We start from the raw sequence: 14,410 nt of genomic DNA on the forward strand, positions 1-14,410 counted from the left end.
CGCGCGCGCGATGAGCCCGTCCCGTCCCTTCATCCTGCGGCCGGTCGCCACCTCGCTGCTGATGCTGGCCATCGTGCTGGCTGGCCTGGTGGGCCTGCGGCTGCTGCCGCTGTCGGCCCTGCCGCAGGTCGACTACCCGACCATCCAGGTGCAGACGCTCTACCCGGGCGCCAGCCCGGAGGTGATGGCGCAGACCGTCACCGCGCCGATGGAGCGGCAGTTCGGCCAGATGCCGGGCCTCTCGCGCATGAGCTCCACTAGCGCTGCCGGCGTGTCGATCGTCACGCTGCAGTTCGGCCTCGGGCTCGCGCTGGACGTGGCCGAGCAGCAGGTGCAGGCGGCGATCAATGCCGGCGCCTCGCTGCTGCCGGCCGACCTGCCGGCGCCGCCTGTCTATGCCAAGGTGAATCCGGCCGACGCGCCGGTGCTCACGCTGGCGATCACCTCCGACACGCTGCCGCTGACGGAGGTGCAGAACATCGTCAACACCCGGCTGGCGCTCAAGATCAGCCAGGTGTCCGGCGTGGGCCTGGTCACGCTGTCGGGGGGCCAGCGGCCGGCCGTGCGGATCCAGGCCGACACCCGCGCGCTGGCCTCGTTCGGCCTCGGGCTGGACAGCATCCGCACGGCGATCACGGCCGCCAACGCCAACGCCGCCAAGGGCAGCATCGACGGGCCCACGCGCATGTGGAGCATCAATGCGAACGACCAGCTGCTGCGCACCGAGGACTACGCCAACCTCGTGATCGCCTACCGCAACAGCGCGCCGGTGCGCCTGTCCGACGTGGCCCAGGTGGTCAGCAGCGCCGAGAACGTGCGGCTGGGCGCCTGGGCGGGCGTCGGCGGGGCCGAGGCGGGCCAGGACGGCGGCCGCCTCACGCAGGCCATCGTGCTGGACGTGCAGCGCCAGCCCGGCGCCAACGTCATCGCCACCGTCGACGGGATCAAGCAGCGCCTGCCGGAACTGACCGCCAGCCTGCCGGCGGGGCTGCAGCTGCAGGTGCTGTCGGACCGCACCAGCGGCATCCGGGCGTCGGTGCACCACGTGCAGCTGGAGCTGGTGCTGGCGGTGGTGCTGGTCGTGCTGGTGATCTTCGCCTTCCTGCACAGCCCGCGGGCCACCATCATCGCCAGCCTGGCCGTGCCGGTCTCGCTGATCGGCACCTGCGGTGTGATGCTGCTGCTGGGCTACAGCCTGAACAACCTCTCGCTGATGGCGCTGACCATCGCCACCGGCTTCGTGGTCGACGACGCCATCGTCATGATCGAGAACATCTCGCGCCACATCGAGGAGGGCGAGCCGCCGATGCAGGCTGCGCTGCGCGGCGCCGGCGAGATCGGCTTCACGATCATCTCGCTGACGGTCTCGCTGGTGGCCGTGCTGATCCCGCTGCTGTTCATGGGCGACGTGGTCGGCCGGCTGTTCCGCGAGTTCGCGGTCACGCTGGCCATCACCATCCTGATCTCGGCCGTGGTGTCGCTCACGCTGGTGCCGATGATGTCGGCGCGCTGGCTGCGCGCGCACCCGGGCGGCGAGAAGGCCGGCGCGGGCTGGGGCGCGCGCTTCGGGCGCGGCTTCGACCGCCTGGTCGGCCACTACGACCGGGCGCTGGTCTGGGTGCTGGCCCGCCAGGGGGCGACGCTGGTGGTGGCGCTGCTGACCCTCGCGCTCACGGTGCTGCTGTACCTGTGGATCCCCAAGGGGCTGTTCCCGACCCAGAACACCGGCCAGCTGCAGGTGCGGGTGGAGGCGGCGCAGTCGGTGTCGTTCCAGCGGATGGCGCAGCTGCAGCAGCAGGTGGCGCAGGCCATCCTGCAGGATCCCGCGGTCGCGACGCTGAGCAGCGTGGTGGGGGTGGACGCCGCCAACAACACCATGCTGAACCAGGGTCGCCTGCTGGTGAACCTGCGCAGCTCGCGCGGCGACCTGCAGCCGGTGATCGACCGGTTGCGCCGGGTGGGCGAGCAGGTGCCCGGCACCACCGTGCGGGTGCAGCCGGTGCAGGACCTGACCATCGACGCCGAATCCGGGCCCACCCAGTACCGCTTCTCGCTGGAAGCGGCCGACACGGCGACGGTCACCACCTGGGCCGACCGCCTCACGCAGAAGCTGCAGGCGGTGCCGCAGGTGCGCAACGTGGTCTCCGATGCCGGCGTGACCGGCGCGGCCATGCTGGTGGACATCGACCGCGACAGCGCCGCGCGGCTGAACATCTCGGCCGCCACGATCGACGATGCGCTCTACAACGCCTTCGGCCAGCGCATCGTCTCGACCATCTTCACCGAGACCAACCAGTACCGCGTCATCCTGGAGGCGCGGCCCGACGCCCAGCCCAGCCCGCAGGCGCTGGGCAACGTGCTGCTACGCAGCGGCTCGGGCCAGCCGGTGCCGTTGTCGGCCGTCGCGCGGCTGGTCGAGCAGCGCGCGCCGCTGCAGATCACGCACGTGGCGCAGTACCCGGCCACCACCATCGGCTTCGACACCGCGCAGGACGTCTCGCTGGGCCGTGCGGTGGATGCGATCCGTGCGGCGGCCCGGGAGATCGGCCTGCCGGGCGGCGTGACGCTCACCTTCCTGGGCGCCTCGGGCGCCTACGAGGCCTCGCTGACCAACCAGCTGTGGCTGATCCTGGCGGCGGTGGTGTGCGTGTACATCGTGCTGGGCGTGCTGTACGAGAGCTACGTGCATCCCGTCACGATCCTGTCGACGCTGCCCTCGGCCGGGGTCGGCGCGCTGCTGATGCTCATGCTCACCGGCAACGACCTGGGCGTGATCGGGATCATCGGCATCATCCTGCTGATCGGCATCGTCAAGAAGAACGCGATCATGATGATCGACTTCGCGCTCGACGCGCAGCGCGAGCAGGGCCGGTCGCCGCGCGAGGCGATCCACCAGGCGGCGCTGCTGCGCTTCCGGCCGATCCTGATGACCACCCTGGCGGCGCTGTTCGCGGCCGTGCCGCTGATGCTGGGCTGGGGCGAGGGCGCCGAATTGCGCCGCCCGCTCGGCCTGGCCATCTTCGGCGGCCTGATCGTCAGCCAGGTCCTCACCCTGTTCACCACGCCGGTGATCTACCTGGCGTTCGACCGGCTCGGCCAGCGCTGGCGCTCGCCGGCGCCGGTAGCGGCCGGGGAGGGCGCATGAACCTCTCGGCACCCTTCGTGCGGCGGCCTGTCGCCACGGTGCTGCTGACGCTGTGGATCGCGCTGGCCGGCATCGCGGCGTTCTTCGTGCTGCCGGTCGCGCCGCTGCCACAGGTCGACTATCCCGTCATCAGCGTCAGCGCCAGCCTGCCCGGTGCCAGCCCGGACACCATGGCCAGCAGCGTGGCCACGCCGCTGGAGCGGCGACTGGGCACGATCGCCGGCGTCAACGAGATGACCTCGAGCAGCGGCACCGGCTCGACGCGCATCAGCCTGCAGTTCGACCTGAACCGCAACATCGACGCCGCGGCGCGCGAGGTGCAGGCCGCGATCAACGCCTCGCGCGCCGACCTGCCGGCGACGCTGCGCAGCAACCCGACCTACCGCAAGGCCAACCCCTCGGCGGCGCCGGTCATCATCCTGGCGCTGACCTCGCCGACCCGCAGCCCGGGGCAGATCTACGACGAGGTGTCCAACGTCGTCCAGCAGAAGATCGCCCAGGTGCAGGGCGTCGGCGACGTCGAGATCGGCGGCGGTTCGCAGCCGGCCGTGCGCGTGGAGCTGTCGCCGCATGCGCTCAACCAGTGGGGCATCTCCACCGAGGACGTGCGTGCCGCCATCCAGGCCAGCAGTGCCAACCGGCCCAAGGGCGAGGTCCAGGTCGAGGGCCGGCGGCTGCAGATCTACACGCGCAACAGCGCCGGCGGCGGCCGCACGGCGGCCGACTACCGCGGGCTGGTGGTCGCCTGGCGCAACGGCGCGGCCGTGCGACTGGGCGACGTCGGCCAGGTCACTGATGGCGTGGAGAACATCTACACGCTGGGCCTGTTCAACGGCGAGCCGGCGGTGATCGTGCTGGTGACCCTGCAGCCCGGCGCCAACGTCATCACCACGGTCGACGGCGTGCGGGCGCTGCTGCCCGAGCTGCAGGCGCAGCTGCCCAGCGACGTCAGGGTGGCGGTGGCTTCGGACCGCACCACCTCGATCCGCTCGGCGCTGCACGAGGTCGAGCTGACGCTGGTCATCGCCGTGCTGCTGGTCGTGGTCGTCGTGAGCGGCTTCCTGCGCAGCGTGCGGGCGACGGTCATCCCGGCGATCGCGACCGTGGTGTCGCTGCTGGGCACCTTCGCGGTGATGTACCTGCTCGGCTTCTCGCTGAACAACCTGTCGCTGATGGCGCTGACGGTGGCCACCGGCTTCGTGGTCGACGACGCGATCGTGGTGCTGGAGAACACCGCGCGCCACATGGAGCAGGGCATGGACCGCTTCCGTGCCGCGCTGCTGGGCGCACGCGAGGTCGGCTTCACCGTGCTGTCGATCAGCGTGTCGCTGGTGGCCGTGTTCATCCCGCTGCTGTTCATGGGCGGCCAGGTCGGCCGGCTGTTCCGCGAGTTCGCCGTCACGCTGTCGGCCGCCGTGATGATCTCGCTGGTCATCTCGCTGACCACCACGCCGATGCTGTGCGCCTGGCTGCTGCGGCCGGGCACGCTGCGCCGGCCCGCCGGCCGCGTGGGCCGCGCGCTGGAGGGGGCGTTCTCGTTCGTGCACCGGGCCTATGCGCTCAGCCTCGACTGGGCGCTGCAGGCCCGCTGGCTGGTCCTGCTGATCCTGGTGGCGGTGGTGGGCATCAACGCCTGGCTGCTGGTGAAGATCCCCAAGGGCTTCTTCCCGCAGCAGGACACCGGCCAGATCAACGGCGGCCTGCGGGCCGACCAGAGCATCTCGTTCCAGGCCATGCAGGAGAAGCTGCGTGAGCTGGTGAACATCATCCGGGCCGATCCGGCGGTCGACACGGTGGTGGGCTTCACCGGCGGCGGCCGGGCCGGCGGCGGCTTCGTGTTCGTGAACCTGAAGCCGGCCTCCGAGCGGCCGCCGGGCGAGCGCGGCCAGGCCGTCATTGCGCGCCTGCGGCCGCAGCTGGCGCGCATCGCCGGCATCACGCTGTTTCTCAGCCCGGTGCAGGACCTGCGCATGGGCGCGCGCTCGAGCAACTCGACCTACCAGTACACGCTCAAGAGCGACAACGTGGCCGACCTCAAGCGCTGGGCGCTGCGGCTGGCCGAGGCGATGAAGCACCAGGAAGCGCTGGTCGACGTCGACACCGACCAGCAGGAGAACGGCGTCGAGAGCTATGTCGAAGTCGACCGCGACACCGCCGCCCGCCTGGGCGTGTCGGCGCGCGACATCGACAACGCGCTGTACAACGCCTTCGGCCAGCGACAGGTGTCGACCATCTACGGCGAGCTGAACCAGTACAAGGTGATCCTGGGCGTGGCGCCCAGCTTCGCCCGCAGCCCCGAGTCGCTGCGCGACATCTACGTGCCGGCCCGCAATGCAGCGGCGGCGGCGGTGCCGGGCGCGACGACGGCCGCCACCGGCACCGCGTCGGCGACCGGCAGCACGGCCACCGGCACGGCGACGGCGTCCACCTCGGTCAACCCGGCGCTGCGCGACGCCTCCAGCGGGCAGGCGCTGAGCAGCACGGTGCAGACCATGGTGCCACTGGCGGCCCTGGCGCGGTTCTCCGAGCGGCCGGCGGCGGCCTCGGTCAGCCACCAGGACGCCGAGCTGGCCACCACGATCTCGTACAACCTGGCCGAGGGGCGCACGCTGGCCGACGGCCAGGCGGCGGTGCGGGCCGCCGAAGCCGAGATCGCGCTGCCGGCCAACGTGCGCGGCAGCTTCCAGGGCACGGCACGCGCCGCCCAGGAATCGCAGGGCCAGCAGCCGCTGCTGATCCTGGCGGCCCTGGTGGTGATCTACATCGTGCTGGGCATCCTGTACGAGAGCCTGGTGCACCCCATCACCGTGCTGTCGACGCTGCCCTCGGCCGGCGTCGGCGCCGTGCTGGCCCTGCTGATCTTCAAGCTCGACTTTTCCATCATGGCCCTGATCGGCGTGTTCCTGCTGATCGGGATCGTGAAGAAGAACGCCATCCTGATCATCGACTTCGCGCTGGATGCCGAGCGCTCGCGCGGGTTGTCGCCGGTGGAAGCCGTGCGCGAGGCCTGCCTGCTGCGCTTCCGCCCGATCCTGATGACCACGCTGGCGGCCGCCCTCGGCGCGCTGCCACTCGCGATCGGCTTCGGCGAAGGCGCCGAGCTGCGCCGGCCGCTGGGCATCACCATCATCGGCGGCCTGATCGCCAGCCAGGTGCTCACGCTGCTGACGACGCCGGTGGTCTACCTGCTGCTGGACAAGCTGCGCCGGCGCAGCCCGCACGAGGCCGAGTTCAGCCGCGTGCAGCAGCCCGAGCCCGCGTGACCACCCCACCGTGCAAGAGATGACCACACGAGAGAACAAGCCTGCCCTCCGCCTGCTGTGCCTGGCCCTGGCGCTCGCCCTCGGCGGCTGCGCCCTCGCGCCGCGCTACGACGCCCCGCCCGCCATCGAGACGCCGGTGGCCTTCAAGGAAGGGCAGGGGGAATGGGTGCGGGCCACTCCGGCCGACGCCGCCGAGCGCGGGCCGTGGTGGCAGGCCTTCGACGACCCCGTGCTGAACGACCTGGCGGTGCGGGTGGAGGTGTCCAACCAGAACGTCGCCGCCTCGGTGGCCGCCTATGCCCAGGCCCGTGCGCTGGTCGCGCAGCAGCGCGCCGCGCTATTCCCCACGGTCACCCTGAACGGCAGCGGCAACCGCAGCGGCAGCCGTGGCGGGGGCGGCGGCGGCACCACGGTCAACAGCACCACCGGCACGGTGGTCTCGGCCGGCGGCAGCGAGCGCAACACCTTCCAGTTCAACATCGGCGGCAGCTGGGAGCCGGACGTCTGGGGCCGCCTCTCGGGCGCCCTCGCGGGCGCCCGCGCCAGCGAGCAGGCCAGCTTCGCCGATCTGGCGTCGGCGCGCCTGTCAGCGCAGGGCGAGCTGGCGGTGAACTACTTCAACCTGCGCAGCCTGGACCTGCAGCGCGACCTGCTGGCGCGCACCGTGACCGGCTACGAGCGCAACGTCACCATCACCAACAACCGCTACACCGCCGGCATCGCGGCGCGCACCGACCTGCTGCAGGCCCAGACCCAGCTGGCCAATGCCCGCGCCGACCTGCTCGGGCTGGAGCAGCAGCGCGCCCAGCTCGAACACGCGATCGCGGTGCTGGTGGGTCAGGCGCCGGCCAGCTTCAGCCTGAAGGCCGAACCGACCTGGCGCCTGCAGGTGCCCGCTGTCCCGGCGGCGCTGCCGTCGACGCTGCTGCAGCGGCGCCCCGACATCGCGGCCGCCGAGCGCCGGGTCGCGCAGGCCAACGAGGAGATCGGGGTGGCGCGCGCCGCCTACTTCCCGAGCCTGCGGCTGACCGGCTCGGCCGGCTCCAGCGCGGCGACGGTCGGCGACCTGTTCAGCGCCTCCGCGCTGGTCTGGTCGCTCGGCCTGTCGGCGGCGCAGACGGTGTTCAACGCCGGTGCGACGGGGGCGCAGGTCGAGGGCGCCCGGGCCGCCTTCGAACAAGCGGCGGCCCGCTACCGACAGGCCGTGCTCGCCGCGTTCCAGTCGGTGGAGGACCAGCTGGCCGCCACCCGCATCCTGGCCGAGCAGCTCGCCCTGCGCGAGGAAGCCAGCCGTTCCGCCGACCTGGTGGAACAGCAGGTGCTGAACCGGTACCAGGCCGGCCAGGTGGCGTTCACCGAGGTCATCACGGCGCAGCAGACTGCGCAGAACGCGCGCCGGGCCCTGGTGCAGCTGCAGGCCGACCGCCAGGTGGCGGCGGTGTCGCTGATCCAGGCGCTGGGCGGCGGCTGGCCCGGGCTGGATGCGGGCACGGCCGCCGCGGCGCGCTAGCGCGCCACCAGCAGCTCCCCGCAGCGCAGTCCAACCCAGGTCAGCGACAGCGAGCCGGCCAGGTGCAGCGCGGCCAGCGCCAGCGCCTGGCCGAAGCGGCCGCCCTGCAGCAGCTGCACGGTTTCCATCGAGAAGGTCGAGAAGGTGGTGAGGGCGCCGAGGAAGCCGGTGACCAGGGCCAGGCGCCAGACCGGATCGATCTGCGGGTGCGCCTGGAACACGGCCACCAGCAGCCCGATCAGCCAGCCCCCCAGGAGGTTGGCGCCCAGCGTGCCGGCCGGCAGCCAGTGCGAACCGTTGTTCAACCAGAGCGACAGCTGCCAGCGCGCCACGGCGCCGCAGGACGCGCCGACGCAGAGCAGGGCCACCGGCAGCATCAGGCCTGGTGCTTCCCCAGCAGCGAGGCGATGCCGACCTGCAGCGCCTCCATGCGCGCGGCCATGCCGGGGGCCGATTCCTTGGCCACCCGCATGTACTGCTCGAAGGTGTTGAGCACCGCCTGACGGTCGGGCTGGTGGAGCAGGGCGCTGGCCAGCGCCGCCTGCAGCACCTGCACCTGGGCGACCAGCGAGAACTGGTTGTCCTTCAGCGCGTTGATGTTCTGGCTGTGCTCGGCCAGTTGTTCCTGCACGTCCTTGTCGTCCATCCGGCCAATGTAGCAGCCGGCTGGCGCTCAGCGCGCCGAGGCGATCTCGCCCGGGGCCGGGGGCCTGGCGGGGCCGGCCTGCACCGGCGCCTGGGGGGCGGAGCCGGCGGGCCGCTGGCTCCAGGAGTCGAGGCGGCGCGAGGGCACCAGGTGCAGCGGATCGTCGACCAGCCCGCCCGAGGGCAGCAGCGTCGAGGGGGCCGCGGCCGGGCCAGTGCGCTCGCTCCAGGGCTTGCGCACGACTGCCCAGCCGGCGGCTGCCGCCGTGGCGCACACGGCCAGCAGCAGCATCCAGGAGCGGGGATCGCGCAACACGGCCAGCACCGGGTTGCCGCGGCGGATGCGGCGCGGCGCGGTGGCCGGACGCAGCGAGAGGTCGTACTGGGTGCGGCGGTGCGAATCGGACAGGATCTCGTAGGCCTGGTTGACCAGCGCCATCTGCTCGCTGCTGCCGCCCTGGTCGGGGTGGTGGGCGCGCGCCAGGCGGTGGTAGGCCCGGCGCACCTCCTCTCCGGACGCGTCACGGCCCAGCTGGAGAATGTCGTACAGGCTCATCGGTCCCGGCATGGGGCCGGACCATACCACCTGGCTCGCTTCTTGCCCAGCGTGTCAGGCCCGGGAGGCGCCGCCGGCGACAGGTGGTGTGGTTTTTGGCTCGAAGTCGCAGTAAGCGCGCACCGCGCAGCGCCAGCACTGGGGCAGCCGGGCGACGCAGACGTAGCGGCCGTGCAGGATCAGCCAGTGGTGGGCGTCCGGCAGGTAGGCCGGCGGCACCCGCTGCAGCAGCTTCATCTCGACCTGCAGCGGGTCCTTGCCCGGTGCCAGCCCGGTGCGGTTGCTCACGCGGAAGATGTGGGTGTCGACTGCCATGGTGGGTTCGCCGAACGCCACGTTCAGGACCACGTTGGCCGTCTTGCGGCCCACGCCCGGCAGGGCTTCCAGCGCCTCGCGCGTGCGCGGCACCTGGCCGCCGTGCCGCTCCACCAGGATGCGGCAGGTCTCCATCAGGTTGCGCGCCTTGGTGCGGTACAGGCCGACCGTGCGGATGTAGTCCTCCAGCCGCGGCAGGCCCAGCTCGAGGATCGCCTGCGGCGTGCCGGCCACCGGGAACAACCGGCGCGTCGCCTTGTTCACGCCGGCGTCGGTGGCCTGCGCCGACAGCAGCACCGCTGCCAGCAGCTCGAACACGCTGGTGTATTCCAGCTCGGTCTCGGGCGACGGGTTGGCCGCCTTCAGGGTGGCGAAGAAGGGTTCGACGTCCTGGTCTTGCATGGCGGGTGGAGTCTACGAGGCCAGCGAACACCTGCTGCATCCGTCGCACGTGGGTTCGAACGACAGATCGGTCTGGGGACGTTGGCGCTGGACGCGGGGCTACCCCCTGTCAATCTTGCCAGGGGTTGTCATTCAAGGCGGCGCCGACCGCTGTTAGAACCTGCTCTCCAACTCAGCCATAACCATGTCACACAACATGCTGGGTGCGGCTTCCGCCGAGGAGCCCGCAAGCAGTCCGCTACCGTCATCCGTCTCCTCTGGGCAGGCCCAACAACCTCCAGCGATCGAGCAAAGGCTTGGTGATCAACCACTGACGCGGCGGAACGCCAGTCTTCGCGCCATCAGCATGGTTGCCAGGCTGCACCAGGTGTCGGCGGATCCTGCAACGCTTGCCCACTCCCTGGGTTTGTCGGGAACCGAAGCCCTGCCGAATGACGAACTCGTGCGCGCTGCGCGGCACCTGGGTCTGCAAGCCAAGATCTCCCGCAGTAGCAGCGATCGGCTGCAGTTCGCACCGCTACCGGCAATCGCGGTGGTCCGCGACCCGGAAGGCGGACTGCGACACGTGGTGCTTGCCCAATGCGACGGCACCCGCGTCCTGGTGCAGGACCCCGGCGCTCCGCAACCCCGTCCGGTCATCTCGCCGCTCGCGGAATTCGCCGCCACGTGGACGGGCGAGCTCCTGCTGGCCACCAGCCGGGCCACCCTTGCGGGTGAGCTTGCGAAGTTCGACTTCTCCTGGTTCGTCCCAAGCCTCGTCAAGTACCGACGTCTGCTGGGCGAGGTGCTGCTGATCTCCTTCTTTCTGCAGTTGTTCGCGCTGGTCAGCCCCTTGTTCTTTCAGGTCGTGATGGACAAGGTCCTGGTCCACCGCGGCGTCACGACGCTGGACGTGCTGGTGATCGGCCTGGTCGTGGTCGTGCTGTTCGAGAGCGTTCTGAATGGCCTGCGCTCCTACGTCTTCAGCCACACCACGAGCCGCATCGACGTGGAGCTGGGCGCCAGGCTCTTCCGGCATCTGGTGCAACTGCCGCTGGCCTACTTCCAGGCCCGGCGCGTTGGAGACTCCGTCGCGCGCGTCCGAGAGCTGGAGAACATCCGCAGCTTCCTGACTGGCAATGCGATGACGGTGGTGCTGGACCTGGTGTTCTCCATCGTGTTCATTGCCGTCATGCTGTTCTATAGCGTGCCGTTGACACTCATCGTGCTGGTGAGCCTGCCCCTGTACGCCGGCCTCACGCTGGCGGTTGTGCCCGTCCTGCGCAAGCGGCTGGACGTCAAGTTCGCCCGTGGTGCAGAGAACCAGGCCATGTTGGTCGAGACGGTGACCGGGATCCAGACGGTCAAGGCTAGCGCGCTGGAGCCGAGCTTCGGCCGCCGCTGGGACAACCAGCTGGCCGCCTATGTGTCCGCAAGTTTCCGCACGCAGAACCTGGCCTCATGGGCGCACGAGGGCATCAACCTGATCGGGAAGCTGGTGAACGCCGCGACGCTCTGGTACGGCGCGCACCTGGTGATGAATAACGAACTCACGGTGGGCCAGTTCGTCGCGTTCAACATGTTCGCCCAACGCGTGGCGCAGCCGATCATGCGGATGGCACAACTGTGGACTGACTTCCAGCAGACCGGCATTTCCATGGCGCGGCTGGGTGACATCCTGAACACGCGCACCGAGGTGCCACCAAGCAGCGCCGCGCAACTGCCGCCCCTGCGCGGGCGCGTGACGCTCGATAACATCGTGTTCCGCTACCGGCCGGAGGCGGCGCCCGTGCTCCAAGGTGTCAGCCTGGACATCCGTCCTGGTGAAGTGATCGGCATCGTCGGCCGCTCTGGCTCGGGCAAGAGCACGCTCACCAAGCTGGTGCAGCGCCTGTACTCACCGGAACAGGGCCGCGTGCTGGTGGACGGCATCGACATCAGCCTGGTGGACGCCGCACAGCTACGCCGGCAAGTGGGCGTGGTGCTGCAGGAAAACCTGCTATTCAACCGCAGCGTGCGCGAGAACATCGCCATTGCTGATCCGGCCGCGCCAATCGAGGCGGTCGTACGCGTTGCGCAACTCGCCGGCGCGCACGAGTTCATCAGCGACTTGCCCGAAGGCTATGACACCGTGGTGGGCGAGCAGGGATCGTCCCTATCGGGCGGACAGCGCCAGCGCATCGCCATTGCCCGCGCCCTGTTCACGAACCCGCGCATCCTGATCCTGGACGAAGCCACCAGCGCTTTGGACTACGAGAGCGAGGCCATCATCCAGCGCAACATGACGGCGATCTGCCGTGGGCGTACGGTGTTGATCATTGCGCACCGGCTCTCGGCCGTGCGCAACGCCAACCGGATCATCGTGATGGACAAGGGGCGCATCGTCGAGGCTGGGCCGCACGGCGCTCTGATCCAGAAGGAAGGTGGCCTCTATGCGCATCTGTGGAAGATGCAGGACGGACGCCAGCCGGCGGAAGGAGCTCCGGCATGACGGCCGAAGCGGCGCGCCATCCGGCAGTGGAGCTACTGGCTCGGTACCGCGCAGTATTCCGGGCTGCCTGGGCGGTTCGGCACGAGTTGGCCGGCCCCAGACGCCTCGCCGACGAGGCTGCCTTCTTGCCGGCGGCTTTGAGCCTCGCCGACACACCAGTTCACCCGGCGCCACGCCGCCTGGCCTATGCGCTGATGGCTCTGTTCACTTTGGCGCTGGTGTGGGCCACCTTCGGTGAGGTGGACATCGTGGCGGTGGCACCCGGCCGCATCGTCGTCAGTGAGCGAACGAAGCTCATTCAGCCGCTGGAGCGCAGCGTGGTGCGGCGCGTGCTGGTGAAGGACGGGCAGCATGTCAAGGCGGGAGAGCCGCTGGTAGAACTTGACCCGACCACCGCCAGTGCCGACCGAGCCAATATCTCCGAGCAGCTCAAGGCGAGCCAGTCGGAGGTGTTGCGTTCGCGCGCCCTGCTGCAGGTGCTGACAGCGACCGGCGCGGTCGGCGGGGATTTGCAGCGGCGCCCGGCAATGCAGCTGCCCGCCCAGTGGTCCGAAGCCGAACGCAATTCGGCGCAGACCCAGCTCGCCGCCGAGTGGAGCGACATCGCCGCCAAGGTCGCCAAGCTGAGTGCCGAACTGCAGCGCCGCCACGCCGAGGTGGCCACCGTGCGCGAGATGGTCGTCAAGCTCGAAACCATGGTGCCGCTCGCGCGCAAACGCGAGGAAGACTTCAAGGCGTTAGCCGCCCAGGGTTTCATGGCCGAGCACGCCGGTCAGGACCGCATGCGCGAGCGCATCGAGCTGGAGCGCGACCTAGCCACTCAGCGCGCCAGACTGGCCGAGACCCTGGCTGGCCTCCGTGAAAGCGAGAACGCCCGAGCCGCCTACCTGGCTGAAACGCGCCGCACGCTGTACGACCGGGAAGCCCAGGCCGACCTGAAGCGCCAGGGCGCCACCCAGGAGGAGGCCAAGGCCGCCCACCGCGAACGGCTCACGACACTGACGGCGCCGGTCGATGGCGTGGTGCAGCAGCTGGCCGTGCACACCGAAGGTGGAGTGGTCACCGAGGCCCAGGTGCTGATGATCGTGGTGCCCGAGGGCGCGCAAGTGACGGCCGAAGTCACGCTCGAGAACAAGGACATCGGCTTCGTCGAAGTGGGCCAGACCGCCGAGATCAAGCTGGAGACCTTCCTGTTCATTCGCTACGGCACTGTGCCCGCCAAAGTGGCGTTGGTTACGGCCGATGCAGTGAACGACGAGAAGCGCGGGGCGATCTTCCCGGTGACGCTCTCTCTGGGCAAGAACGTCATCGACGTGGACGGCAAGCCGATCCGGCTGGCGCCGGGAATGAACCTGACGGCCGAAATCAAGACGGGTCAGCGGCGGGTTATCGAGTATCTGCTGTCGCCGATCCAGAAGGCGGGCAGCGAGAGCTTGCGGGAGCGATGAGGTGAAGATGCTCGTGCACCAGCTCGGACGCGCGCTCTTGCTGCAAGGCCTGTGGAAGCTCCGCTGGTTTCACGTGGTCGCGCTGTGGTTGCTCCTGGGGTACCACGGGTGGAATGCGAGTCCGTACGTGATGGTGTACATCTTCAAACCGCCGCTGCCCGGCACGGCGCCGCGCTACACCGGTCCTATCCGTTACGAGGGTCAGTACCGACGCGGGTCCAACGGCTCCCTACCGCCTGCGTACTTCGTGCGGACGAATACTGGGGATGTCCAGGTGCACTGCGGGTTCCTGCCTGCGCCGTGGGAGTGCTGGTTCACAAACATGCTGGGCGTTGCACCCGAGCCGGATGAGGTCTACGAGATCGGATTCCATTGGTACTGGGGAATCGACTACGTCAAGCATCCCCTCCGATACGCACACCAGGACGATGGCAGCGAGCACGGATTCGTGCAGAACCGCCGCGTCAGTTACCTGCGAAAGCATCGTCGCGCCGCGGCCGGGTTCGCCGCACTGCTGTCGGCCTATCTGTTATTGATTGCTATTGCCTTCAGGGGGATCGAGCGGCGCAAGCCGGCGGGCCCATTTCCCTCGCCGGTTTGCCCAAGGTCCCGATGACCTGATATTAGGTCCGAATCCAACGTCAATCGAAAGAGGA

General features: G+C 69.8%; 10 protein-coding genes. 6 read left to right on the plus strand and 4 right to left on the minus strand.

Annotated elements, in window-relative coordinates; genetic code table 11:
- The first annotated feature begins 10 nt into the window (after positions 1-10).
- From VFE82_RS06335 to VFE82_RS06345, 3 genes are read left to right on the plus strand one after another with little or no spacing between them, the layout of a single operon-like run.
- Positions 11-3,145, plus strand: coding sequence for an efflux RND transporter permease subunit (locus tag VFE82_RS06335; RefSeq protein ID WP_324999406.1), 3,135 nt, complete (start codon positions 11-13; stop codon positions 3,143-3,145).
- On the plus strand, positions 3,142-6,408 hold the full coding sequence (locus tag VFE82_RS06340; protein ID WP_324999407.1) for an efflux RND transporter permease subunit: 3,267 nt from the start codon (positions 3,142-3,144) through the stop codon (positions 6,406-6,408). The genes VFE82_RS06335 and VFE82_RS06340 overlap by 4 nt, the downstream gene beginning before the upstream one ends.
- Before the next feature lie 19 nt (positions 6,409-6,427).
- Positions 6,428-7,918, plus strand: a complete 1,491-nt coding sequence (locus VFE82_RS06345) for an efflux transporter outer membrane subunit (RefSeq protein WP_324999408.1) — start codon at positions 6,428-6,430, stop codon at positions 7,916-7,918.
- Here VFE82_RS06345 and crcB read toward each other — a convergent pair.
- Genes crcB through nth form a run of 4 tightly spaced genes read right to left on the minus strand, consistent with a single transcriptional unit; the run spans position 7,915 to position 9,836 of the window.
- Positions 7,915-8,295, minus strand: coding sequence for a fluoride efflux transporter CrcB (gene crcB, locus VFE82_RS06350; protein ID WP_324999409.1), 381 nt, complete (start codon positions 8,293-8,295; stop codon positions 7,915-7,917). The genes VFE82_RS06345 and crcB overlap by 4 nt on opposite strands.
- On the minus strand, positions 8,295-8,564 hold the full coding sequence (locus VFE82_RS06355) for a hypothetical protein (protein ID WP_324999410.1): 270 nt from the start codon (positions 8,562-8,564) through the stop codon (positions 8,295-8,297). The genes crcB and VFE82_RS06355 overlap by 1 nt, the downstream gene beginning before the upstream one ends.
- Before the next feature lie 27 nt (positions 8,565-8,591).
- Entirely contained in the window at positions 8,592-9,119 is a 528-nt protein-coding gene (locus VFE82_RS06360) for a J domain-containing protein (protein ID WP_324999411.1), read from the minus strand.
- A gap of 54 nt (positions 9,120-9,173) precedes the next feature.
- Positions 9,174-9,836 (minus strand): endonuclease III, encoded by a 663-nt coding sequence (nth, locus tag VFE82_RS06365; protein WP_324999412.1) that lies wholly within the window; start codon positions 9,834-9,836, stop codon positions 9,174-9,176.
- 184 nt (positions 9,837-10,020) lie between these two features.
- Here nth and VFE82_RS06370 point away from each other — a divergent pair, with 184 nt between their 5' ends.
- Genes VFE82_RS06370 through VFE82_RS06380 form a run of 3 tightly spaced genes read left to right on the plus strand, consistent with a single transcriptional unit; the run spans position 10,021 to position 14,370 of the window.
- Entirely contained in the window at positions 10,021-12,306 is a 2,286-nt protein-coding gene (locus VFE82_RS06370; protein WP_324999414.1) for a type I secretion system permease/ATPase, read from the plus strand.
- On the plus strand, positions 12,303-13,754 hold the full coding sequence (locus VFE82_RS06375; protein ID WP_324999415.1) for an HlyD family type I secretion periplasmic adaptor subunit: 1,452 nt from the start codon (positions 12,303-12,305) through the stop codon (positions 13,752-13,754). Before VFE82_RS06370 ends, VFE82_RS06375 begins: the two co-directional genes overlap by 4 nt.
- Before the next feature lies 1 nt (position 13,755).
- Complete coding sequence (locus tag VFE82_RS06380; protein WP_324999416.1) at positions 13,756-14,370, plus strand: hypothetical protein; 615 nt, start codon at positions 13,756-13,758, stop codon at positions 14,368-14,370.
- Positions 14,371-14,410 lie beyond the last annotated feature (40 nt).

This window comes from Ramlibacter sp., assembly GCF_035655895.1.
Taxonomy (GTDB): Bacteria; Pseudomonadota; Gammaproteobacteria; order Burkholderiales; family Burkholderiaceae_C; genus Ramlibacter.

Bases quoted from the DNA above. Each gene is read 5' to 3' on its own strand.
- VFE82_RS06335 (WP_324999406.1), top strand. From the start codon at position 11: ATGAGCCCGTCCCGTCCCTTCATCCTGCGGCCGGTCGCCACCTCGCTG.
- VFE82_RS06340 (WP_324999407.1), top strand. From the start codon at position 3,142: ATGAACCTCTCGGCACCCTTCGTGCGGCGGCCTGTCGCCACGGTGCTG.
- VFE82_RS06345 (WP_324999408.1), top strand. From the start codon at position 6,428: ATGACCACACGAGAGAACAAGCCTGCCCTCCGCCTGCTGTGCCTGGCC.
- crcB (WP_324999409.1), bottom strand. From the start codon at position 8,295: ATGCTGCCGGTGGCCCTGCTCTGCGTCGGCGCGTCCTGCGGCGCCGTG.
- VFE82_RS06355 (WP_324999410.1), bottom strand. From the start codon at position 8,564: ATGGACGACAAGGACGTGCAGGAACAACTGGCCGAGCACAGCCAGAAC.
- VFE82_RS06360 (WP_324999411.1), bottom strand. From the start codon at position 9,119: ATGAGCCTGTACGACATTCTCCAGCTGGGCCGTGACGCGTCCGGAGAG.
- nth (WP_324999412.1), bottom strand. From the start codon at position 9,836: ATGCAAGACCAGGACGTCGAACCCTTCTTCGCCACCCTGAAGGCGGCC.
- VFE82_RS06370 (WP_324999414.1), top strand. From the start codon at position 10,021: ATGTCACACAACATGCTGGGTGCGGCTTCCGCCGAGGAGCCCGCAAGC.
- VFE82_RS06375 (WP_324999415.1), top strand. From the start codon at position 12,303: ATGACGGCCGAAGCGGCGCGCCATCCGGCAGTGGAGCTACTGGCTCGG.